This is a genomic window from Parapedobacter luteus (genome assembly GCF_900168055.1).
GTDB lineage: Bacteria > Bacteroidota > Bacteroidia > Sphingobacteriales > Sphingobacteriaceae > Parapedobacter > Parapedobacter luteus.
Genome location: NZ_FUYS01000005.1, coordinates 117,943 through 141,277, shown reverse-complemented (window position 1 = coordinate 141,277; position 23,335 = coordinate 117,943). Strand labels below are relative to the sequence as shown.

15 protein-coding genes are annotated in these 23,335 nt (G+C 55.5%); all 15 read left to right on the top strand.

From position 1 onward, the window contains the following. Positions 1-7: 7 nt before the first annotated feature. The 15 genes from B5X72_RS11695 (at position 8) to B5X72_RS11630 (ending at position 23,190) form a co-directional block, all read left to right on the top strand. Positions 8-871, top strand: a complete 864-nt coding sequence (locus tag B5X72_RS11695; RefSeq protein ID WP_079717086.1) for a PKD domain-containing protein — start codon at positions 8-10, stop codon at positions 869-871. Between the two features lie 11 nt (positions 872-882). Continuing rightward, positions 883-1,998: an acyltransferase family protein gene (locus B5X72_RS11690; protein ID WP_079717085.1), complete on the top strand. Its 1,116-nt coding sequence runs from the start codon at positions 883-885 to the stop codon at positions 1,996-1,998. Positions 1,999-2,003: 5 nt separating this feature from the next. After that, the gene (locus B5X72_RS11685; protein ID WP_245826927.1) at positions 2,004-3,560 is read left to right on the top strand and encodes a DUF4832 domain-containing protein; all 1,557 of its coding nucleotides are present in this window, start codon (positions 2,004-2,006) and stop codon (positions 3,558-3,560) included. Positions 3,561-3,760: 200 nt separating this feature from the next. After that, positions 3,761-7,744: a hybrid sensor histidine kinase/response regulator transcription factor gene (locus tag B5X72_RS11680; RefSeq protein ID WP_176146185.1), complete on the top strand. Its 3,984-nt coding sequence runs from the start codon at positions 3,761-3,763 to the stop codon at positions 7,742-7,744. Positions 7,745-7,875: 131 nt separating this feature from the next. Then, a complete protein-coding gene (locus B5X72_RS11675) occupies positions 7,876-10,776 on the top strand; it encodes a TIM-barrel domain-containing protein (protein ID WP_079717257.1) in 2,901 nt (966 codons plus the stop codon). 79 nt (positions 10,777-10,855) lie between these two features. Next, positions 10,856-14,077, top strand: coding sequence for a SusC/RagA family TonB-linked outer membrane protein (locus B5X72_RS11670; RefSeq protein WP_079717256.1), 3,222 nt, complete (start codon positions 10,856-10,858; stop codon positions 14,075-14,077). 11 nt (positions 14,078-14,088) lie between these two features. After that, on the top strand, positions 14,089-15,780 hold the full coding sequence (locus B5X72_RS11665) for a RagB/SusD family nutrient uptake outer membrane protein (RefSeq protein WP_079717083.1): 1,692 nt from the start codon (positions 14,089-14,091) through the stop codon (positions 15,778-15,780). Positions 15,781-15,799: 19 nt separating this feature from the next. Beyond that, positions 15,800-16,639 (top strand): hypothetical protein, encoded by an 840-nt coding sequence (locus B5X72_RS11660; protein ID WP_079717082.1) that lies wholly within the window; start codon positions 15,800-15,802, stop codon positions 16,637-16,639. A 135-nt stretch (positions 16,640-16,774) separates the two neighbouring features. Then, positions 16,775-17,509 (top strand): DUF4625 domain-containing protein, encoded by a 735-nt coding sequence (locus B5X72_RS11655; protein ID WP_079717081.1) that lies wholly within the window; start codon positions 16,775-16,777, stop codon positions 17,507-17,509. A gap of 178 nt (positions 17,510-17,687) precedes the next feature. Then, the gene (locus B5X72_RS11650) at positions 17,688-18,074 is read left to right on the top strand and encodes a MerC domain-containing protein (protein WP_079717080.1); all 387 of its coding nucleotides are present in this window, start codon (positions 17,688-17,690) and stop codon (positions 18,072-18,074) included. Positions 18,075-18,089: 15 nt separating this feature from the next. After that, positions 18,090-18,458 carry a hypothetical protein gene (locus B5X72_RS20595; RefSeq protein ID WP_139378668.1) on the top strand — a complete coding sequence of 123 codons (369 nt, stop codon included), beginning with the start codon at positions 18,090-18,092 and terminating at the stop codon, positions 18,456-18,458. Between the two features lie 126 nt (positions 18,459-18,584). Continuing rightward, positions 18,585-21,014 (top strand): TonB-dependent receptor, encoded by a 2,430-nt coding sequence (locus B5X72_RS11645; RefSeq protein ID WP_139378667.1) that lies wholly within the window; start codon positions 18,585-18,587, stop codon positions 21,012-21,014. A gap of 9 nt (positions 21,015-21,023) precedes the next feature. After that, positions 21,024-21,956 carry a DUF4625 domain-containing protein gene (locus B5X72_RS11640; protein ID WP_079717079.1) on the top strand — a complete coding sequence of 311 codons (933 nt, stop codon included), beginning with the start codon at positions 21,024-21,026 and terminating at the stop codon, positions 21,954-21,956. Between the two features lie 20 nt (positions 21,957-21,976). After that, complete coding sequence (locus B5X72_RS11635; RefSeq protein ID WP_079717078.1) at positions 21,977-22,441, top strand: DUF4625 domain-containing protein; 465 nt, start codon at positions 21,977-21,979, stop codon at positions 22,439-22,441. 47 nt (positions 22,442-22,488) lie between these two features. After that, a complete protein-coding gene (locus tag B5X72_RS11630; RefSeq protein WP_079717254.1) occupies positions 22,489-23,190 on the top strand; it encodes a hypothetical protein in 702 nt (233 codons plus the stop codon). The last annotated feature ends 145 nt before the right edge of the window (positions 23,191-23,335 follow it).

Genomic DNA, 23,335 nt, shown 5'->3' with positions numbered 1-23,335 from the left:
GACCAAGATGAACAAACTCCGCTATCTAATCACCGCAGTGGCCATCGGGTTGATGGCCGGCGGTTGCACCAAATTCCAGACCACACCCACTCCGGAAGTGGATATCCTGTTTGCGCTGGAAATAACGGGCAATGAGGTCCTATTCATCAACAAGACGGAGGGCGCCCAAAGCTTCCGCTGGGATTTCGGAGACGGCAACGAGTCGACCAGCGAAAGCCCGGTGCATCAATATCCCGGCAAAGGCAAGTACGTGGCCACGCTTTATGCTACGCTTCCCAACGGCAACACCTATGAAGGCTCCACCGTTATCAACATTGCCAAGACCTCGCCCGTGCGGATTGACGACAACACGCTATCCGATTGGGAGGCCGTGACACAGCATGTCATTGATCCCGGTTCTGCGGGAGGTATTGTCAACGAAGTCAAGCTGGACTATGACGGAAACTACCTCTACCTGTACGTCGATCTGGACAGCCAGCCCCAGGCGGGCGATATTTTTGATTTTTACTTGGATAGCGACAACAATCCGGGCACGGGTCTGCTTACGGGCACGTTTTCCGGGGGTGGCTACGATATTCTGTTGGAAGGCCCCTTGCTTGCCGGCAGTATGGACGTATTTTACCATGAAGGCCCGCAATCGGGATTTACTTTTGCCCAGCAGTCCATCCCTGACTATTACACCCTGGGTACGGTGGTAACCGCAGGCGGCCGTACACAATTCGAGCTGCGTATAGAGCGCGGCAAGCTCAAGGGGCTCACCGGTGGCGGCTTGCGGTTGGGTATGACCGTCACGAAGAGCGACTGGTCAGCGCAGCTTGGGCGCGCCCCCGGTGAAGGGCAGCCCGCCTACCTATTACCTATGGACGAATAACCCCATACAACATGGAACAGACCCAGACAACCTCATCGCCCGCGCGCGTCCTTTCGCTGGATGTGATGCGCGGTTTGATCATGATTCTGCTGGCTGCCGAGGCCTGTGGGCTTTATGAAGCCCTTGCCCATGCCGCCCCGGGCGGGTTGGCACACGCCGTGGTAGGCCAGTTTTTCCACCACGAATGGCATGGTCTCTATGCATGGGACCTCGTGCAGCCCGGCTTTATGCTTATTGCCGGTACATCCCTTTACATCTCATGGACGCGCAAAACCCACCAGGGTATCAGTTGGTCCGCCAATTTCAAGGCTGTCGCCTGGCGGTCGCTGAAGCTGTTTGCTTGCGGGGTAGCCCTGCACTGTGTGTATTCCGGCAGGCTGGTGTGGGAGCTTTGGAATGTGCTTACCCAGCTCGCCGCCACGACGCTGATTGCTTATCTAATTATCCGGTGGCCGGCGATGTGGCAGTTTGTGTTTAGCTTGGGTTTGCTGGTACTTACGGAGTGCCTGTACCGCTGGGTTGCCGTACCGGGCTATGACCGGCCGTTCGTCAAGGGCGAAAACTTCGGTGCCTACTTCGATCACCTGATCATGGGCAAGCACAATGCCGGCGGCTGGGCCGCCATCAACTTCATTCCCACGGCTGCCCATACCATCTGGGGCGTGCTGGCCGGTAAGCTGTTGATGAGCAATGCATCGCCTGCCGCTCAGATACGGAAGCTGGTTGCCGTAGGTGTGGCTGGCCTCGCTGCAGGCTATCTGCTCGACTGGACATCCGTGACACCTGTCATCAAGCGCATCAGCACCTCGTCTTTTGTGCTTGTATCCGCAGGCTACATTCTGCTGTTTATGGCCGTTTTACGGTGGCTGGTAGACGTGCAGCGGTACGATCGCTATGCATGGGTGTTTGTCGTAGTGGGTATGAATCCCATTTTTATTTACCTGTTTTTTGAAACGGTGGGCAAGCAATGGTTCAATGGCACCGTCGGCATTTTTGTCGGCGGTGCATTAGCACCGTTGGCCGTGCCCGCCAGCGTCGTTGCCATCGCCGTGGCACTGGCTGCGCTGTTTCTGGAGTGGCTGCTGTGTTACTGGCTATACCAAAAGCGAATCTTTTTCAAGCTATGATTACGATGAATCTTATCACAAAAACCTCTATCGCCATGGTGGGCGCGGCCTTGCTTGCTTCCCTGCTCATTTATGCCTGTACGCAGGCGGCGGGCGATCTACCCCTGGTACAGGGGGTGCATATCACGTTTAGGGAGAGCGATGCCGATTTCCCCAACCCCGAGCGCGGGTTCTACCGCTATTCGGAGACCCGAACCAGCAATTTCACCCCGCTGGACGCCGAAACGCTGCGAAGCTACCGCGACCCGCAGCTTATCGGCTCGGCCAACTACAGCGTGGTCAGCACGCTGGTATTTCGCTATTATATCTTGGATAATTTTCGAGACGGTCCGATTTCGGCGGCTATTCTCGACGCCCTGGATGCCGAAATGGATGCGGTACGGGCCGCCGGCGTCAAGATCATCCCCCGGTTTGTCTATACGGTGACGTCCACCGGCGGCGACTGCCCTGAAGGGTTCATCTGTCCGCCATACGGCGATGCGCCCAAAGCGGTGGTGCTGCAACACATTGAGCAGCTTACGCCGTACTTCAGGCAGCATGCCGATGTCATTGCCTGCGTACAGATGGGATTCATCGGCACGTGGGGCGAGCAGTATTATTCGGACTATTTTGGCGATCCGTCGGGCAATGGCGGGCAGGGCTATCGCCTTACCGATGCCAACTGGCGGGATCGGCTGGACGTATTGCAGGCGCTATTGGCCGCCGTACCGGAAGACCGGATGGTGCAGGTGCGCTACCCGCAGTTCAAGCAGCGATACGTATATGGTATTGATGCACCTGTCGATGCCGCGCCCCTGTCTGCAGACGAAGCCTTCACCGGCACGGACAAGGCACGCATCGGCGTGCACAACGACTGCTTTCTGTCCGGGCCGAACGACATCGGCACGTATGAAGACTATGGCAATGACAGCAGCCCGCGCCTGTCTGACGCCGCCGTGGTAAACGCCCTCCGCAACTACATGAAAGCGGAAGGCCAGTATGTAGTCGTCGGCGGCGAAACATGCAGCGATGACTATAGCCCGCAGAACGATTGTGAACCGGCCGGAATTGCCCAGCAGGAGTTTGCAGCCATGCATTACAGCTACTTAAATGCACATTACAACCACGCAGTAAACAATGATTGGCAGGATGGCGGCTGTATGGACGCCATCAAGCGCAACCTTGGGTACCGGTTGGTATTGAAGGAAGCAACCTTGCCCGACCAAGCCTTCCGTGGTGCGCAGACGACGTTGTCCATCACGTTGGAAAACAAGGGGTATGCGCCGCCGTTCAACCGCAGGTTGCCGATCCTTGTTCTACGGCACGTATCAGAAGGTGAAGAGGTGGCTATCCCGATAGCGCACGATGTGCGGACGTGGAAAACAGGGGTTATTCAGCTGAATGCGCAGGTCAGCATCCCCCAAGATATGGCGGCGGGCGAGTATGAGCTGTTGCTCCACCTGCCCGATGCTTATGATACCCTTGCACACCGCCCGGAATACAGCATCCGGCTGGCCAATGAAGAGGTTTGGGAGGCCGCTACGGGCTACAACCGGCTGCATCATACCGTGCAGGTCAAGTAGTGCTGCTGCTCAGGTAAGACGACTTCTGTTTGTTTCCAGCTGTTGGGTTTTTGGCCTAGGAGCGTGAACAGCGTGAGCGTTCCAGTCAAAAACCCAACAGCTGGAAACATGGAAAATTTTCAACACCTAAAAATTGCCATGCATCCTTCCAACGCTGAGGTACCACAAAATTTCGTAGCTTTGGCTGAATGCATAAGCCTATGTCGCGTATATTGCTATGCCTCCTGGTTGTGGGCGGATTGTCATTACCCCTGCTTGGGGAAGCGCAGCCCATCCAATTCCAGCAGTTGAGTGTAGAAGACGGGTTGCCGCACAATCATGTGACAGCCATCGTGAAAGACAAGCAGGGGTTCCTATGGTTCGGCACGCCCGCCGGCCTTAGCCGGTATGATGGCCATGAGGTGAAGGTTTTCCGGCATGTGGCCCAACAGCCTCACAGCATCGTTGATAATGATATCCTGGGATTGTTTATCGGCCCCCACGAGCAGCTGTGGGTGAAGACCAAATTGGGCATGAATATTTACGATGGCCGTGGGCAGCGGTTTATTCGCAATGTCGATAGTGTCTTGCAGTCAATGGGCCTGCCGGTTGCGGAGATACTGGATATCCGCCGCTCACCCCGCGGCGAATGTTGGTTTTTGCAAATTGGGGGCATGGTGTCCAGCTATGCCGAGCAGCAGGGAGCGGTTGTTTTATATCCCTGGCCAGATCCCACCGTACCGGTTACCGGAATCGCATTGGATAGTGCTGGAGACGCCTGGGCAGTCGACCAAAAAGGTACGGTCCATCAAATGAAGGGCGGTTCGCCTGTCAGTTTCCGTCTTCAGGACAAGGCCGCGGAAGCACAGCGTAGCGCTGAATTCAGGCTATTTATCGACCGTAAGGGGCAACCGTGGGTATACGCTCCGGCCATAGGCGTATATTGGTGGCCGGAAAAACAGGCCTTGCCGGTGCACATGACTGTCGCGTCTGCCATGCGATTGAGCAATCCCATCATTTTCGGTATCGCCGAAGATCCCGAGGGAAACATCTGGGTTGCCACGGATCACGGCGGCGTGAATGTAATAAATCCACAAACCCGCCGGGTTTCCTACTTGTTGCATGACCCCTACAACGACCGAACCATCGGCCAGAACAGCATTATGTCGATTTATTGCGACCGGGACGGGATCATGTGGGCCGGCACCTTCAAGCGGGGCGTGAGCTATTACCATTCCAGTCAGATCCAGTTTGCGCTGCACCAGCGGCAGGGAGATACAAATGATGCCACGCTGCCTTTTGATGACATCAATCAGTTTATCGAAGACGAGCGGGGGAACGTGTGGATCGGTACGAATGGCGGCGGATTGATTTATTTCGACCGGCAGACCAACCGGTTTACGACCTACCGGCATGATCCGAAGGATCCGCATAGCCTCGGCAGTGATGTCATCGTCAACTTGTGCCTGGACCGCGACGGCGTGCTGTGGATTGGCACCTACCATGGCGGGCTCAATCGCTTCGACGGGAAGCGGTTTGTGCGCTACATGCGTGACCCCGGTGATCCGGCATCCATTCCTGACAACAGCGTGTGGGAAATTTATGAAGACAGCCAGGGGCGGTTTTGGGTGGGTACACTTTCCGCCGGGTTGGCCCAGCTGGATCGGCGGACCGGCCGCTTCACCCCGCTCGGGTATGGTGAGCAAGGGTTCACACTATCGGCATACATTTCGGCCATCACCGAAGATAAGGAAGGGGGGTTGTGGTTTGGTACCGCTTCAGGCATCGAACTGCTCACACCGCAAGGCGAATTCAAGCGATTCTCCTATGCAGAGAGCACATCGGGAGGGCTTAGCCATGATCATGTAAACGCGATTGTTAGAGACAGCCGCGACCGCATTTGGGTGGCCACACGTGATGGCCTCAACCTGTATGAGGCGTCAACCGGCACATTTAAGGTTTTCCGCACAGCAGACGGCTTACCGGACAACACGGTGCTGGGTATCGTCGAGGACCAAGCGGGGACGATTTGGGTCAGCACAACCCGGGGTATTTCAGCGGTACGTGAAGAGGAAGGCAGTCCGGGACAATGGCGCTTCTGGAGCTACGACCGCCGTGACGGTCTGCAAGCCAATGCCTTCAATGAAGACGCCGTTTGCCGGATGTCGACAGGTGAGCTGTTTTTCGGTGGTCCGTCAGGATTCAATATCATAGACCCTGCACGGGTGCAGTCGCCTCCATCCACCCTGGCGCGGCCCGTGCTTACCGATTTCCAGCTGTTCAACAGCAGCGTGGACGCATCACTGTGGCAAGACGACAGGCCGCTGAAGCTTTCGCACGATCAAAACGTCTTGGGGTTTGTTGTCGCGTCGCTGTATTTCTTCAACAAAGACCGCGCTCACTTCCGGTACAAATTAGCGGGCTTTGATAAGCGCTGGCTGCCGATGGACCAGCACACCCGTAAGGTTACATTTACCAACCTCGATCCGGGCAACTACCGGTTTGACGTCATGGTCTCGGCTGATGGCAAGACATGGAGTGAACCCTATACGCTGGCACACATTACCATCCGGCCACCCTTTTGGCAGACCGCGTGGGCATACATGGCCTACGGCCTACTCTTCGTGGCCGGCATGCTGCTTATCCGTTATATCGAGCGCACGCGTGAGAAAACACGGTTTGCGCTGCTACAAGAGCGCCAGCAAGCGCGGCAATTGGCTGAGCTTGACAAGCTGAAAACACGGTTTTTTACCAACGTGAGCCACGAGTTCAGGAGCCCTATCAACGTCATCTTGGCCGCGATAGACAAGCTTCATCAGGAAACGCGTTCGTTGCCCGGCAGCCGCCATTTGGGCGTCATCGAACGGAACGCCCGCCGGTTGCTTCATTTGGTTAACCAATTGCTTGATTTCCGGAAGGCCGACACGCAGGAGCTCAGGCCCCATCTGGAATGGGGGGACCTGGCATATGCTGTTGTACAGCACGTGGAATCATTCAACGACATCGCTGAAAGCAAAAAGATCACCTACCACTATTCGCTCAGCGATGCTCGCTACGAAGCTTGGTTTGATGGCGAAAAAGTGGAGCGCATACTTTTTAATCTGCTATCAAACGCGTTCAAGTTTACGCCGGTTGGCGGTCGGGTGACGGTGACGGTCAATTTCGAAGACACGATGACGCTGGTCGTGCGCGATACCGGCATCGGCATACCGCAGGCGGCCAGAGCACGTATTTTTGACCGGTACTTCCAGTACGATACGCCGCCGGGGATGCTCAACCAGGGAAGCGGCATTGGCCTTGCCATCACGAAAGAATACGTCCAGTTGCTTGGCGGGCGTATCGAGGTAGACAGTGTTCCCGACCAAGGCAGTGTGTTTACGGTTATCTTGCCGCTTCGTCCGCCTCCCGGGCAAGCCGACCAAAGCCCGCCGCATGTTGCTAAGTCAGCAAGCAAGACGATGAAACGTGTCCTGTTGGTTGAAGACGATGAAGACTTCCGGTTTTACCTCAAGGACAACCTGCACCACAGCCTTTCGGTTTACGAGGCCGGCGATGCGGCGTCGGGATGGGCCAAGGTCCTTGCCGTCCACCCCGATATCATTGTGTCGGACGTTGCCATGCCAGGGGAAGATGGCATCGCATTGTGCCGGCGGTTGAAGAATGACGCCCGCACGCGGCATATCCCGGTCATCCTGCTTACGGCGATGGACGATGAGGCGATGCAACTGGCGGGCATCGAATCGGGGGCTACCGATTACATCACCAAGCCATTTAATTCTGAGCTGCTGCGCTCCAAGGTTAGCAGCATTCTCCGGCAGAAAGATTCGATGGAGCAGACCTACAAAAAGCGCATAGACGTGCAGCCCGCTGATACCAAAAAGGAATCTGCCGACGAGCTGTTTCTGCGGAAAGCCTTCGAAACCGTTGAGCGGCATATGGACAACGCCGGGTTTTCGGTAGAAACCCTTGCCAGTGAGATGAACATGAGCCGGGTGGGGCTTTACAAGCGGATATTGACGCTTACGGGCCATACCCCCTCCGAATTTATCCGCAATATCCGTCTCCGGCACGCCGCCCAGCTGTTGGAGCAATCGGGCGTTACCGTGGCTGAGGTGGCTTACCAGGTGGGTTTCGGTAGTCCCAAGCAATTCAGCAAGTATTTCAAGGCATTATATGGTGTAGCGCCGTCCGCTTACCGGAAATAGCCCGATACAGTAGGCCGCCGGTTAACCAAAGTACCCCCATTTGTTAACATAAAAACCCCATGCCCTATGACGGGCAGGTGTATCTTTGGCCCGATAACCAATGCAGTAATCCATTACCATTATTGCCTTTTATGATAACATTCAGACGCTTATTTACCATCGGTTTCCATTCTTTGTTTGTCGTATGCCTGCTTCTCGGCCCCATCGTGCCAACGTTGGCCAGCCAAGGTGAAGGACCCGCCATCAGCCGGCGCGAAAGCGGTGTTACCATTACCTATCAGGGTATGGCCACGGCAGTCGATCACGAGCTGGCGCTGGATGTCATTACCGATCGGATTATCCACGTCGTTGCCCGTCCATTAGGCAATACGGTACAGCCGAGCCATTCGTTGATGGTTGTCGATTCGCTTCGTCGCACGGCCGGCCCGTGGCAGTTGGAAGAGACCGGCGATCAGGTCCTGCTGAAAACCCCGGTATTGACGGCGCAGGTCGCTAAGGCCACCGGTGCAGTCACGTTCCTTGACAAACAAGGGCAACCCTTACTTGCCGAACACCCGCGGGATGCCCGTACTTTTACCGCCGATGCATACGATGGCGATGCCTTTTACCGGGTCAGGCAGCACTTCACCATTTCAGACAACGAGGGGCTATATGGCTTGGGCCAGCACCAAAACGGCGTCATGAACTACCGGGGCAGGCAGGTGACCCTGTTGCAATACAATACGATGATTGGCGTTCCCTTTCTGCTATCCACCAACAACTACGGGCTCCTCTGGCACAACTATTCGATCACCAAAGCCGGCGATATCCGGCCCTTGCTGCCGCTATCAGCATTCCGGTTATATTCGAAAGAAGGGCAGCCCGGATGGCTCACGGCCACCTACCGCGACAAAGATCATCCCGAATCGGTATGGCTATCGAGGCCCGAGTCGGAAATCGCTTACCTATACCTCGATGATCAGTCCCGGCTTCCGGACTCCATAGACCTGGTCCGCAGCCAGGTCACCTACGAAGGCGCGCTGGAGTCGCCCTACAGCGGGCTGCACCGCCTGCATATCAATTATTCCGGGTACCTCAAGGTCTGGATAGACGGGCAGTTGCAGGAAGACCGTTGGCGCGAATCTTGGAACGCCGGGTCTTTCGAGGTTCCCTTAGCCATGGAGGCGGGCAAGCGCTACGCCATCCGGATGGAATGGCTCCCCGATGGCGGACAGTCCTATTTCGGCGTCCAATGGCAGCGCCCCCTAAGTAATTCCGACCAGACACGCTTCTCCTTTGATTCCGAGGCGGGCGACGGCGTGGATTACTATTTTATTGCCGGCGAAGATATGGACGAGGTCATCGGCGGCTACCGCCACCTTACCGGCCGCGCGCCCATTATGCCGCGCTGGGCTTTTGGCTATTGGCAGAGCCGCGAGCGGTATAAGACGCAGCAGGAGCTGGAAGACGTTGCCCGCGAATTCCGCCGTCGCCGGATACCCATTGACAATATGGTGCAGGACTGGTCCTATTGGCCCGAGCACGACTGGGGAAGCCACGCCTTTGATTCCACGCGGTTTCCCGACCCTGAGGGGATGATCAAACGGCTTCATGATCAGCATTACCGGCTGATGATTTCCGTATGGCCCAAGATCAATGAAGAATCGAGCGTCTACCCGCTTTTTCGAGACAATGGATGGCTCTATATGCGCAATATATACGACGGCCGGCGAGACTGGATTGGCAAGGGCTACACCTCCACGTTTTACGATCCCTTTAATGCCGGAGCGCGGCAGGGTTTCTGGAACCTGTTGAATGAAAAGCTTTACCAGAAAGGCGTAGACGCCTGGTGGATGGATGCCAGCGAGCCCGATATCCACTCCAACATCAACATCGAGGAACGGAAGTCGGTCATGCAGCCCGCCATTGGCTCATCGGCGCGGTATTACAATGCGTTTCCCCTCCTTAATGCCAAGGGTATCTACGAGGGGCAGCGCCATACCGACCCCAACAACCGGGTCTTTATTCTCACGCGATCGTTTTTCGCTGGCCAGCAGCGCTACGCCGCCGCCGCTTGGAGCGGCGATATCTCTTCACGGTGGCATGACATGAAAGATCAAATCGCCGCAGGGGTCAATTTTTCCATGTCGGGTGCGCCATACTGGACGATGGACGCCGGTGGCTTTTTGGTCGAAAAGCGGTTCCATCAGCCCAATGCCGCCGATCTGGAAGAATGGCGTGAGCTCAACGCACGGTGGTACCAGTATGGTGCGTTTCTTCCGTTGTTTCGCGCGCATGGGCAGTTTCCTTACCGCGAGCCGTTCAATATCGCACCGGAGGGCCATCCGGCATACAACAGCATGCGCTATTCCATCGAGCTGCGCTACCGGCTGCTACCTTACATCTACTCGCTTGCCGGAAGCACCCACCTGCATCACTACACGATGCTCCGGGGATTGGCCATGGATTTCCCCCGCGATGCGCGTGCTTTGGGCATCAACGACCAGTTCCTATTCGGCCCCTCACTATTGGTGAGTCCCGTGACCGAACGCGGTGCCACATCGCGCGCCCTTTACCTGCCCGAAGGAACGGGATGGTATGATTTTTACAGCGGCACATACCATCGTGGCGGACAAACGCTGGAAGCATCGGCGCCTTATGAGCGCATGCCTGTATTCGCCAAAGCAGGCAGCATCGTGCCGCTGGGGCCAGCGGTGCAGTATACCGATGAAAAACCCGCTGACGAAATCACGCTGTGGGTATACGGCGGCGCAGACGCCACATTCACACTTTATGAAGACGAAGGAACCAATTATAATTACGAAACGGGAAAATACAGCACGATTACATTTGCCTATCACGAAGGAACCAAGGAGCTGCACATCGGCAGTCGCCAAGGCACCTTCCCGGGAATGTTGGCGCGCCGGAAATTCCATGTTGTCTATGTACAGCCGGATCAGCCGCACGGCATTGACACGGCTTCGCGCATCACCAAGACGATTACCTATAGCGGAAAGGAGGAACGGATAATGCTCAATAAAACGAACAAATGAACCAACAAAAATGAAATGGGCGTGGCCATGGGCCACCGCCCGGCGCCGTGTTAAATCTTTCAATTATAAACAAAAAACCATGCGATCTATTTTTTACAAACAGTACACGCGAAGGCTGCTGCATCTCACTGTAGGATGCTTAGCCTTAAACGTTTCGGTGCCGCCGCGCGCCGCTTTTGCACACGGAGACCCTGGCCTGATATCGGTACCAGCGTACGCCCGGCAAGAAACGGTCAGTGGCCAGGTCACCGATGAATCCGGCATACCCATGGCGGGCGTCACCGTTGCCGAACGCGGCACGAGCACGTCCACAAGGACCGATACCGACGGCCGTTATCAGCTCACGGTATCATCTGCCGAGGCTATACTGGTGTTTTCGTCGATAGGCTATGCGCCGCAGGAAATCGTTGCCGGCGGTCGGCAAACGCTTAATGTCACGTTGCAATCCGAGGTCAATATGCTCGAGGAACTGGTGGTGATCGGGTATGGTACACAGAAAAAGAGCTTGACCACTGGTGCTTCGGTGCAAGTGAAAGGGGAGGACATCGCGAAGCTCAGTACCACCAATGTGGTCAATGCCCTGCAAAGCCAGTCGCCGGGTGTACAAATCACGCAGCAATCTGGTATGCCCGGGCAGGGATTTAAAGTTAATATCCGCGGTATTGGCACCATCGGCAATTCGCAGCCCCTTTACGTCATTGACAACGTGATTGGCGGCGACATCAACAGCCTCAACCCGTCAGACATCGAGTCTATCGATATCCTGAAAGACGCCGCTTCGGCAGCGATCTATGGGTCGCGGGCGGCCAACGGTGTCGTGCTTGTTACGACCAAGCAAGGCAAAGCCGGCAAAATGACGCTCAACTACGATGCCTTCGTCGGTTGGCAAAACGCGTATAAATTACCCTCGCTGCTCAACGCCAAAGAATACATGGCCATCCAGGATGAGCGCCGCTTTAACGAAGGATTGGCTCCGTATGATTGGGCGAGTCTAATCCCCAATCAGTATCAGCAGATTCAGGATGGTACCTGGAACGGTACCAACTGGCTGAAGGAAATCCATCAAGACAATGCGCTCACGCAAAACCACGCCTTCAACCTCACCGGCGGCACCGACCGGTCGACGTTTGCCTTGGGCTATTCCGTTGCGTCACAAGACGGTATCTTTGGCAAACCGGTGGCTCCCGAGTTCAATCGGCACACCGTGCGGCTCAATTCCACACATGTTATTCTGAAAAACGACGATTTCGATATCGTCAAGTTTGGCGAAAACCTTACCTACACGTACCGCACCAATTCCGGCATCGGCATTGGCAACATTTACTGGAACGACATCAATAACATGCTGAAAGGCAACCCGCTGATGCCCGTTTACAACAGCGAAGGCGGTTATTACGACCATGCGAGCAAAGTGGCCGATGGCTGGGCATTTGACGGTGCCACGGCCAACCCCATCGCCGATATGGTGTACCGGCGGGGCATGAACATGAGCAAGAACCATTCGATTATGGCCAACGCTTTTTTGGAAGTACAACCCATCAAAGATTTGCGTTTCCGCAGCAACTTCGGTTACCGGATGAACGCGTCGTCGTACCGGTCCTATACACCGGCCTTCCATTTGTCTACCACCTCCATCAATGACATTGATGATATTTCCCAAAATAAATCGCAGGGATACAGCTGGACATTGGAAAATACGCTGGCCTATCAACGTACCTTCGATGCTGGGCACCACGTCGACGCTGTCATCGGCCAATCCATCGAAAAATGGGGGATAGGTGAAAATTTGAGCGTCACCACCTCCAATTCGACGTTCCCCGGCAGCTGGCAGCATGCCTACGTGGGCAATTGGATGGCCTTCCCGGGGTTTATGCCGACCATCGGCGGCGGCCACGATATTGAAAACAATTTTGCCTCCTTTTTCGGACGGGTCAACTACAATTACAACGAAACCTACATGGCCAGTGTCATCCTGCGGGCGGACGGGTCGTCCAATTTTGGCCCGAACCACCGCTGGGGTTATTTTCCATCAGTTTCGGCGGGCTGGAACGTCTCCAATGAGTCGTTTATGGAATCGGTCGATTGGCTCAATTTCTTAAAGCTGCGCGCAAGCTGGGGCCAAAACGGGAACGCCAGCATCGATCCGTTCCAATACCTGGCCACCATCGCCATCGACAGCCATAACGGCTATTATTTCGGCAACGACAAAAACACGCTGCGCAACGGAGCTTACCCGGATGTCCTGCCCAATCCGTATGTTTCCTGGGAAACATCCGAGCAGGTCAATATCGGGCTTGATGCACGCCTGGCGCAAGATCGGCTGGGCATCGTCTTTGATTGGTACCGCAAGTCAACAATCGACTGGCTGCTCCAAGCACCGGTTTTGGCGATCTTCGGAACGAATGCGCCATTTATCAACGGCGGTGATATCGAAAACCGGGGATTTGAGCTCGGCCTCAACTGGAATGACAGGCGGGGCGACTTTAGCTATGGCATAAGCCTCAACGGATCATACAACCGCAACCGCGTGGTGCGGATTGCCAATAATGAGCAGCTCATCGAAGGGCAGGCCAATGTGTTGAGCCAGGGCACGTTGCCGATGTATCGTGCACAGGTAGGCTTTCCCATCGGCTATTTCTATGGCTATAAGACCGATGGCATCTTCCAGAACGCGGAGCAAATCGCCGACTACCGTTCGCGCGGCCATGGTGTATTGGCCAACGCACAGCCCGGTGACGTCATCTTTGTCGATACCAATGGCGATGGCGCCATCACCGATGCAGACAAAGTGCAAATCGGTAACCCGCATCCCGATTTTACCGCAGGGTTCAACCTATCGCTCGGCTACAAGGGCATCGATCTCAACGTCACCGCTTTCGGTGCGTTCGGCCATCAGATAGCCAAGTCCTACCGCTCATTTGCCGACGCGCCACTGCAAAACTACACCACCGAGGTGTTCCAGCGCTGGCACGGTGAGGGCACTTCCAACCGCTATCCGCGGCTGACCAACGGTAGCCATACGAACAACCAGTACATTTCAGACATTTACATCGAAAATGCCGATTTCGTGAAAATCCAAAACGTCACGCTTGGCTACAGCTTCAAGTCGTTGTTTCCGAATCTGCCGCTGGGGCAGGCCCGTATTTACGTGTCGGCACAAAACCTGTACACATTTACCGGTTATTCAGGCATGGACCCTGAAATCGGTTACGGCGATGAACAGGGCTGGGTATCGGGTATTGATCTCGGATTTTATCCGAGCCCACGGAATATCATCATTGGATTGAATGTCAACTTCTAACACATACGAACATGAAACGGATTATCGCGATAACATTAGCTGTCATCACCCTATCCAGTTGCGAGAGCTTCCTGGATACGACGAGCTATGACAAAAAGAATACGGGCAACTTCCCGATGAATGTGGCCGATGCCGAGCAAATGATCACAGGCATCTATTCGACATTCAGCCGGGCTATTTCCGATGCCGCACACACCCATTTCTATGCTGCCGAGCTTGCCTCCGACGACCGGTTCGGCGGTGGGGGGGAAAACGATCGGGACATGCACGGCCTTGATCACCTGATGAATACACAGCCCAACCGCTTCCTGCCTTTCTGGCGGGCCCGCTACCAGGGCGTCTTCCGGGCCAATACAGCCATTGCCACGATGGACAATGTGACCGGCTGGGCCAGCGAGTCGCAGCGCGACCAGCTGTTGGGCGAGGCTCATTTCCTTCGGGCGCTATTTTACTTTGAGCTCTCCCAGATGTTCGGTGAAGTGCCGCTCATTACGACACCCGAAGCCGAAAACGTACCCAAGTCGCCTGCCACGGAGACCTACGCACAGATCGGTTATGATCTCCAGCAGGCCATCACACTGTTGCCAACGGTGCCTTACACCGCTGTCTCAGCCGGACATGCGACGAAGTGGGCGGCCCAGGCACTGGCTGCGCGGGTGTTTCTGTTTTATACGGGCTATTATCAGCAGAGCGCGCTACCCGTAGCCGGTGGCGGCGAAATCAGCAAGGCTCAAGTAATCAGCTGGCTGGATGAGTGCATCGCTAACAGTGGTCATGGCTTGGTGGCTGACTTCCGCAACTTGTGGCCCTACACCAACGAACACACCGCTGAAGATTACGATTACGTGAAAGAAAACGGACTGTCCTGGGTAGGCGATGGAAACCAAGAAACGGTGTTTGCCGTCAAGTTCGGTACATTGGTAGACTGGGGCGATAACTACACCCTTGGTTATTCCAATCAATATGTGCTGCATTTTGGCATGCGGTCCAACAACGGCCAAGCCAACACCTTCCCCTTTGGGCAGGGGTGGGGCGCGGGCCCGGTCAATACCCGGCTATGGAATCAGTGGCGCCAAGCCGAACCAACGGACATCCGGCGGACGGCTTCCATAATCGACGTAGAAAATGATCTGGAAGATTACATCTACGGGGCAGATTCTCAGATGGAAGAAACCGGGTTTTGGCAGAAAAAGTATATCCCGGTCACGGCATATCGGGACGGCACGTTGCTGCCCTCATATGCAATCCTGAGCGACGGCGCGCCAACCGACATGCAGCTGGCCCATACGCAAGATTTGGTTTTGATCCGATTTGCCGATGTGCTGTTGATGCATTCGGAGCTCACCGAAGACGCAGCCGGACTCAACCGCGTGCGCGCACGCGTCAACCTGGGGCCTGTGGCTTATTCGCTGGAGGCGTTGAAGCGCGAACGGCGTTGGGAGCTGGCCTTCGAAGGCGTTCGCTACTTTGACCTGATGCGTTGGCACGATGCCGCTGATGCGCTTGCCGCACAGGAAGGTACACCCATCAAAAACAAAGGCATAGACACGCAGATGCGGGGCTTCGGCGGTGGGTACCGTGCGCGCTACGAGGCCACCGGCGGTTTCTGGCCGATCCCACAAAACGAGATCGCCCTTTCGGGTGGGGTATTGACGCAGAATGCCGGATGGGGTACGCCCGCCGATGAATTTCCGGGATGGTAAACACTAAATCAGAAGACAAATGAAGACATATAGCAAATACAGTTTGTGGGCCATGTTGGCAGCGCTGCTATTTTCGGCCTGCGAACCCATCGAAGATCGCATGGATATGGGCGGTGCAATCACCGCCGAGCAACTGGACGTTACCGCCACCCCCATCGTTGTCGATGGCAAGAATTCCAATCGGGTCGCCCTGGACAACCGGAGCCCGGTACTGTCGTCGTGGGACTACGGCTCCGGCGTCACCCAACGGAAGACGGATACCGTCCTGATGGTCGCCACAGGCCAGCAGGAGATCATTTTCACCGGACGCAACGCAAACGGGACGGAGATCACCAAGACGCTGCCAGTCCAGATCGACGAGCTGACGTATGACGTGCCGCTTGAATGGGGCTACCTCACCGGCGGGTCGGAGAGGACCTGGGTGTGGGACGACTCCCAGCCCGCAGTGTGGGGCAATGGCGGCTACCTGGGTAGCAGCAAGCCCGAGTGGTGGATGCTGTCTGTTGCGCAAATCGACGAGCAGGCGCCCGGCGAAGGCGAAGGAGCTGAGATGGTGTTTTCCCTGCGCGGTGCCCGGCTTACGAAAGTCAAAGCCAATGGACAAACGGAGACCGGTGGCTTCTCGTTTGACATGACGCAGATTACCCTGGCGGAAAATGGCGACGTCTGGGCAAGAGGCAAGCTGACAACCCGCGGCGTCACCGTATTGTGCGGTAAATCGCCGGATGAAGGCAACATACCCGTCTACGAATACGATATCCTGGTGGTCAATGACAACCAGCTGATACTGAGCTATGCCCCTCCCGGTGCCAACCCCTGGGACGCTGCTTATTTCTGGGTATTCCGGGCGGAAGACTAAACGCAAGGCTGCAAACATGATTTCCGGGGCGAGCAATCGCCCCTTTTTTTTGATAATCAATGCAATTTAGTTGCAATCTTGAAAATAATAGTATCTTTGGGTATTCAATGTTTATCCACTATCAATGTTTATCCAATGAAATCGATAACTACAAAGCGCATCGGCGATTCGGTGCATGGCTTCCTAAACCGGCCCACGTTCGTTCTCTTATTACTTGTGGTCATGGCTGGCTGTGGCCGGCAGGAAGCCGGTGTTTCCAAGCTGCGCATCGGAGCTGACGGCAATGCGGAGGCCTTTGTCGGCCAATCGTTTCCCGTTGAAGCCCACGTGGCGGCTACGACGACGATAAGCGAAGCTGAAATTAACATCCGGCCCGTTTCAGGCGACGGGTGGGTGTTCAACGGGCCGTTTAGCGAAGGTATCGCAGGCAAGAAAGACGCGACTTTCGCCGCACGTATTGACGTTCCGGCAGACACCGAGCCCGGCAACTATACGCTGACCCTACGGGTCATAGACGCCGATGGGTCGGTCAGCGAAAGCACGGGGGACTTCCGGATCGGTATTGATAGTACGGTGCCGATAGCCGGCGATCTGGATGTGGGCATCAATGCCGCAGGCAATGACCTTCACCTCGAAACCGAATTAACGGTGCCCGGCAAGATTGATCAGGTGACCGTCGAAATCAAAGGCGATGCCTGGAGCGACGAAGTCACGTTCGCCGGAGACCGGTTAGTGGGGCAGCTTGCCCACCATTTTCATGAACATATAGCGGTGGCCGAAGCGCCCAAGGGAGACTACCGGGTTATCCTTACGGTGGCCGATCAGCGTGGTCGGCGTGCCCAGGCTGAAGGCACATTTACCAAGAAATAGCCCGGCAACCCCTTAGGCAGTACCGCTGGCCAGCATGGGCAGCATGCGCAAGGGTGCTGATCATCATGTAGTTGGTATTTAGTAATGCACCAAAGTTGCAAAAATCAAACGCAAAAGGGTTTGGTTTTGAAAAATTAAATGCATCTTTGTGGCGTTAATAACCTTACATGTTTTCGCTATGGCTACACATCTCGTCAAGCCCAATTTTGATAAACTCGGCATCGTCACGTCGATTGCCTGTGCCATTCACTGCACCGTGCTTCCGTTACTGGTTGCGGTGTTGCCGATGCTGGACATCCCTGGCTTGGAGCATCCCGCGCTGGAATGGTCATTTATCGTACTCGCACTTCTTTTCGGCACCTTGTCCATGATGCATGGCTATCGCCGGCATCATGGCCGGTTGTTGCCGTTTTCCTTGTTTTCGGTGGGCTTTGTACTCTTGTTGCTTAATCAGCTATCTGACGAAGCTTATGTCTATGCGCTGATCCCCGCATCGGCCGGTTTTATTATTTCAGGGCATGTGCTGAACATGATTTATAGCAGAAGGCAGTCTCATGGCAAATAAACACCGCGGTTGTAAATGACTCATTACGTACATCGGTCCGGATTCATCATGCGTATGTTGGCTATGTGCATGGTCATTGCGGTTGTCGGCGTTCCGCTGACATTCGCCATGCACACGCATTTGCATGATCAGGGCCTCTGCGGAGATCATGATCACCACGAACATTCTTCCCATCAAAGCGATGCCCAGGAATGCAATCTCTGCACATTTTACGCCCACTATGTCCCAAAAGTAACCTATTCCGGCCCTTCGTTTATATGCTGCGCGCCGGTTGTTCTATGGCGTGTACTCCCTGCGCGGCCGCTGGATTGCGGTGTGCTGTGTAAAGGGCTGGGGGCAGTATACATCAATAAAGGGCCTCCCGCTTCACTCATCGCTGCATAGCTTTCCGGATGGGCCGGTGTGCCCATCCGTCGCCTACGGGTATATCTCCGTTTGCCTGTTGCGGCATTCGACGGCAGATGTTTCATTTTTCAACATTCATTTTTTTACTGGTTGTCATCCAACGCAATGAAGATCACCATCGGTATGCTTACCGGGTTGCTTTATTTCAATATCGCTTACGGGCAGAGTTACCGGCTGTCGGGCCGCATCACCGACGGGACCGATAACCCTATCGCCGGTGCGCGTGTGACGCTTCGGGAAACCGGCGCGCAACAGGTTACCGATCGGCAGGGATCGTTTACCTTCACGGGCCTGCGGCCCGGTGTTTACCACATTGATGTGGCCAAAATGGGGTACGAGCACGGGCAGGAAACGGTTGCCCTGGCGCAGGACAATCAGGGGGTGACCATACCGCTCAAGGGAGCCATGCATGTGCTTGACGAGGTGCTTGTCATAGACAATCATGTGGCACGGCGGAAGCAGGAAGAGTCACTGAATGTGGAGGTCGTGGGTCGGGATTTCATCCACCGGAACCTCGGTGGCAGCCTGATGCAGACGCTGGAGCGGCTACCAGGCATTCAGACCATCGGCATCGGCGCCGGGCAGTCCAAACCGCTCATCCGTGGTCTTGGTTTCAACCGGGTGGTCACGGTAGACAAAGGCATCAAGCATGAAGGCCAGCAGTGGGGGGCCGACCATGGGTTGGAGCTGGATCAATTTGCCGCCGGCGAAGTGGAAATCGTCAAAGGGGCCGCTTCCTTCGTTTACGGTTCGGATGCCATCGGCGGTGCCATTGACGTCAAGCCCGAATCCCCGCCGGCGCCGCATACGGCTATCGCCTCGGTCGATCTGGTGGGCAGGAGCAACAACGGAGGATATGGCACGTCGGTGCGTCTCGGCGGCCGGGGCAGCCGATGGTTTGCCGATGGGCGCGCCACCTACCTGCGCTATGGCGATTACCGGGTGCCCACCGATACCGTATATGTCTACGATTATGGCGTAGCGCTCCACCGGCAGCGCCTGCGGAATACCGCAGGACGGGAGACAAACCTCCACGTCAATGCAGGTTACCTTGGTGAGCGGTTCAATACCATCCTGTATGTCAGTAACACGTTCCATGAGGCGGGGTTTTTTGCCAATGCCCATGGGCTGGAGCCGCGCCGCGTAGATGCCGGCATGCACGACCGGTCGGCGAGGGATATCCTGATGCCCCGCCAGCAGGTCAACCATTTTAAAGCCATCAGCCGGAATGCCTTGCATTGGGGCGCGCACCACCTACAGGCCGAATTCGGTTTCCAGCATAATTTCAGGCAGGAGTACAGCCAATACGTCAATCATGGTTACATGCCACCGATTTTCCCCAATACACTGGGCATCCCCCAGGGGCTGGAGCGCGAATTTGACAAGCTCGTGTATTCGCTGAATGTGAGGGACTACTGGAAAGCCGGCCGGCACGAGCTGACGTTCGGCCTGGGTAGCGAGTACCAGGACAACACCATCCGCGGCTGGACGTTCCTCGTTCCAGCCTTCGGCCAGCTGACCGCCGGTGCTTTTGTGTATGACAAATACCGGTTGAGCGATCAGGCGCTGCTCCATGCGGCCGTACGCTACGACCATGGCAGCCTGCGCATGTCTGAATACCGGGACTGGTTTCCTTCGGCAGTTGATGATCACGGCTCGCAGGAGTACCTGCTCCGGGCGGCAAACCTGCACCGGCGTTTCAACAGCCTGGTCTGGTCCGTAGGGCTCAACTACCATCCGGTCGGCACGTTTTCGCTGAAAGCTAATGTGGGCAAGAGCTTCCGCATGCCGATAGCCAAAGAGCTTTCGGCCAACGGGGTAAACTACCACTATTTCAGCTATGAGCAGGGCAACCCGGCGCTGTCAGCAGAGCAATCGTACCAAGCAGACCTATCGGTGGAATGGAGCCCTGCCGGATGGCGTATCCAGGTAAGCCCATTTTACAACTACTTTCCCAACTACATCTACCTGAATCCCACGTCGTCTTTCGACCATTATTACGGAGCGGGCAATCAGGTGTTCCGGTATGAGGAGAGCCGGGTGATGCGCTATGGGGGCGAATTGCAGGTATCCCGGCGGATCAGCCGATCACTGACGGCTGAGGTGCTCGCAGAATACCTGTTCTCCAAGCAACTGTCGGGTGCGAAGCGTGGGTTTTCGCTTCCGTTTGCCCCGCCTCCCTCCTTGTTGGTCAACCTCTCCTGGGCGCCCGGGCGGGCCGGGAATCCGTTTATGTCCGTTGATTACAGGTTGGTGGCCAGGCAGGATCGCATTGTGCCGCCAGAGAAGAAGACCGATGGCTACGGGGTGGCCGCTATCCAGGCTGGTTATACGGTATCCGTAGCGCATCATCCCGTGCACCTGAACCTGCAGGTGCAAAACCTGCTGGACACCAAGTACATGAATCATACCAGCTTCTACCGGCTGATTGAACTGCCGGAGATGGGCCGCAACGTTGTCTTATCGGTGCGTATCCCCGTCGCGGTGGCCCGGGGCGAGGCCGCAAAGCAAGTAACTAAGAAACCAAAACAATAACGAATAGCTATGAACACACCCAACACAAAACTTATCATCGGATTCATCGGGCTCGGGGCCCTGGCTTTTTCGTCCTGTAAGAAAGACTCCCAGCCCAAGCCAGCCATGCCGGTGATCGAGCACGTTGAGGTCGGTTTGGGCGACAACGGCATCGGTGTCGTCGGCGAGGACTTCCACCTGGAAATGGATGTTGTCGCCGGTGAGCGGATCGATGTTGTCCAAGTCCGGATCGAGCAGCGCGCAGGCGAAACCTATGCCTGGCAATGGCACCACGAGATTACCTGGGAGCAGTATAGAGGCGCCAGGAATACCAATGTACATCGGCATTTCGACATCCCCGAGGATGCGCCGGAAGGGACATACGACTTTGTGATCGTGGTGCAGGATCAGAACGGCGCCAGGCTGGAAGAAAAGCGGACATTGCGCATTTACCTGCGGGAGAATCTTCCCGTTGACCCGACGTTAACCATCTTTAACATCCATAATAACAATGAAATCTTTTACCGGAACGGTGAATTCGCCGGGGCGGATGTATTCCGCGGTGGCGATATCATCCGATCGCAGGTCACCATCGGGGGGCTGAAGGGCGACGGTGCCATGTACATCCTGCTGATTGACAAGCAGCTGAACCATCGGCCTGAAACCGTCGACGGTATTGACTTTTCCAAGGCCATCGTTTACGATGTTTATCAGCACGAAGGTTGGGAGACGGTGGGCGATTTTTCCAATTTCGTATTCGATCTGGAGACATTCATGACGGTGCGTGCGTTGCCGCGGTTCACTATCGGAGCCGATCAGGACAACAATTCCCCGCAGCCAAACCCTATCAGCGGCGATAAGACCTGGAAGTCCGGCGACTACCTTTTTGGAGTGGTTTACACCAATACCACGCACAACATGAGCTTTTACCATTACATCGACCTGAAGGTCGCGCTCAATTAGTCGATCATAAATTGCAGATCATGAAAAGAATAGTCAACGTCTTTGTCCTCCTATCCGTGCTGCTGTCGTGCAGTAAGGATTCAGAAACAACCGACACCGAGTACCCCGAGATCGATATGGCGTATGCAGAAGCCTTTCCGGTACAATGCAGCACCATCCGGCGGGGGGAAACATTCGTGTTCCGTGCGTTATTCAGCGACAATGTGGCCCTGGGTTCTTTCAGCCTTGACGTCCACCACAATTTTGACCACCATACCCATAGCACGGAAGTCAATGACTGCGGGTTGGACCCGGTGAAAACGCCTGAGACACCCTTTGTCTACATCCGGTCTTTCGACATCCCCGGTGGGCCGCAGACCTACGAAGCGCGCATGGAGATCGCCGTACCTGCCGATGTGGATCCCGGAGACTACCATTTCATGATCCGGGTGACCGATCGCGAAGGGTGGCAGACCATGAAGGGGCTGAGCATCAAGATCCAATAGTTACTTAATCAATAAATACAAATAATCACAATCAAATGCTAATGACAATGAAAAAGCAAAACAAATTCGCAGCACTGGCCCTTGTGGGCTTTACCGTCTTTTCCCTGGCATCCTGCGACAAGGATGATGACAATGAACCAATACGGGAAGGCATCGAACGGGCGGAGCTTATCCTTACCGAGGTCAGTGGAGAAGGCGTGGAGGCACATGGCGACCATTTCCATGGCCTGGGGAATGCCGTAGAAGGCGAATCCATCGTTATCACTTTCGACGAAAACGGCATCGCCACTTCCAACGGCCACCTGCACCTGGAGGCCGAAGCGGTGTACAAAATCGAGTTGAAAGCGTGGGACTACACCGGCAAGGAAGTGCAGAACGATTTCATCGCGGACAAGGCCACCGCCGACCATTACAAGGCGTTCCTTATCGGCGGTGATTTCATCCTGAACCCCGATTCGGATGACGAGAGCGGCGCTATTTTCCAACCGCGCGAGCAGACGTACGCCGATGGATCGGCGGTGAACGGGCAATACGAAACCACGGGCATCTTGAGCTACTTTACCATCGGCCATGACAACGAGGGGCCAACAAAGGAAGTGACTTACGTGCTGCGTAGATTGAATGCAGGCGTGAAGGAAACCATTACACGTCTCGATTGGAACCGCAGCGATTATGCCAGTGCTTTTGCCGGCGAAAATGTGCTGGAGCTGACGTTCGAGATCCATGCCGAGCACGGGCATCATCATTAAGACGCTATTGTTGTGTTTGTGAAGCGGGGGAGCCAAGAGGTTTCTCCGCTTTTTAGTTGCAACCATGTTGCTTTTGTGGTTTTTTGTTTATAGCTTTGGCGTAATGAACGGTTGGCGTGCTGCCGTTACGGCGTACACACGGTAT

Excerpts from the sequence above, each read along its gene's own strand:
- B5X72_RS11665 (WP_079717083.1), top strand. The coding sequence starts at position 14,089 with ATGAAACGGATTATCGCGATAACATTAGCTGTCATCACCCTATCCAGT.
- B5X72_RS11635 (WP_079717078.1), top strand. The coding sequence starts at position 21,977 with ATGAAAAGAATAGTCAACGTCTTTGTCCTCCTATCCGTGCTGCTGTCG.
- B5X72_RS11650 (WP_079717080.1), top strand. The coding sequence starts at position 17,688 with ATGGCTACACATCTCGTCAAGCCCAATTTTGATAAACTCGGCATCGTC.
- B5X72_RS11645 (WP_139378667.1), top strand. The coding sequence starts at position 18,585 with ATGAAGATCACCATCGGTATGCTTACCGGGTTGCTTTATTTCAATATC.
- B5X72_RS20595 (WP_139378668.1), top strand. The coding sequence starts at position 18,090 with ATGACTCATTACGTACATCGGTCCGGATTCATCATGCGTATGTTGGCT.
- B5X72_RS11655 (WP_079717081.1), top strand. The coding sequence starts at position 16,775 with ATGAAATCGATAACTACAAAGCGCATCGGCGATTCGGTGCATGGCTTC.
- B5X72_RS11680 (WP_176146185.1), top strand. The coding sequence starts at position 3,761 with ATGTCGCGTATATTGCTATGCCTCCTGGTTGTGGGCGGATTGTCATTA.
- B5X72_RS11630 (WP_079717254.1), top strand. The coding sequence starts at position 22,489 with ATGAAAAAGCAAAACAAATTCGCAGCACTGGCCCTTGTGGGCTTTACC.
- B5X72_RS11640 (WP_079717079.1), top strand. The coding sequence starts at position 21,024 with ATGAACACACCCAACACAAAACTTATCATCGGATTCATCGGGCTCGGG.
- B5X72_RS11695 (WP_079717086.1), top strand. The coding sequence starts at position 8 with ATGAACAAACTCCGCTATCTAATCACCGCAGTGGCCATCGGGTTGATG.
- B5X72_RS11660 (WP_079717082.1), top strand. The coding sequence starts at position 15,800 with ATGAAGACATATAGCAAATACAGTTTGTGGGCCATGTTGGCAGCGCTG.
- B5X72_RS11690 (WP_079717085.1), top strand. The coding sequence starts at position 883 with ATGGAACAGACCCAGACAACCTCATCGCCCGCGCGCGTCCTTTCGCTG.
- B5X72_RS11675 (WP_079717257.1), top strand. The coding sequence starts at position 7,876 with ATGATAACATTCAGACGCTTATTTACCATCGGTTTCCATTCTTTGTTT.
- B5X72_RS11685 (WP_245826927.1), top strand. The coding sequence starts at position 2,004 with ATGAATCTTATCACAAAAACCTCTATCGCCATGGTGGGCGCGGCCTTG.
- B5X72_RS11670 (WP_079717256.1), top strand. The coding sequence starts at position 10,856 with ATGCGATCTATTTTTTACAAACAGTACACGCGAAGGCTGCTGCATCTC.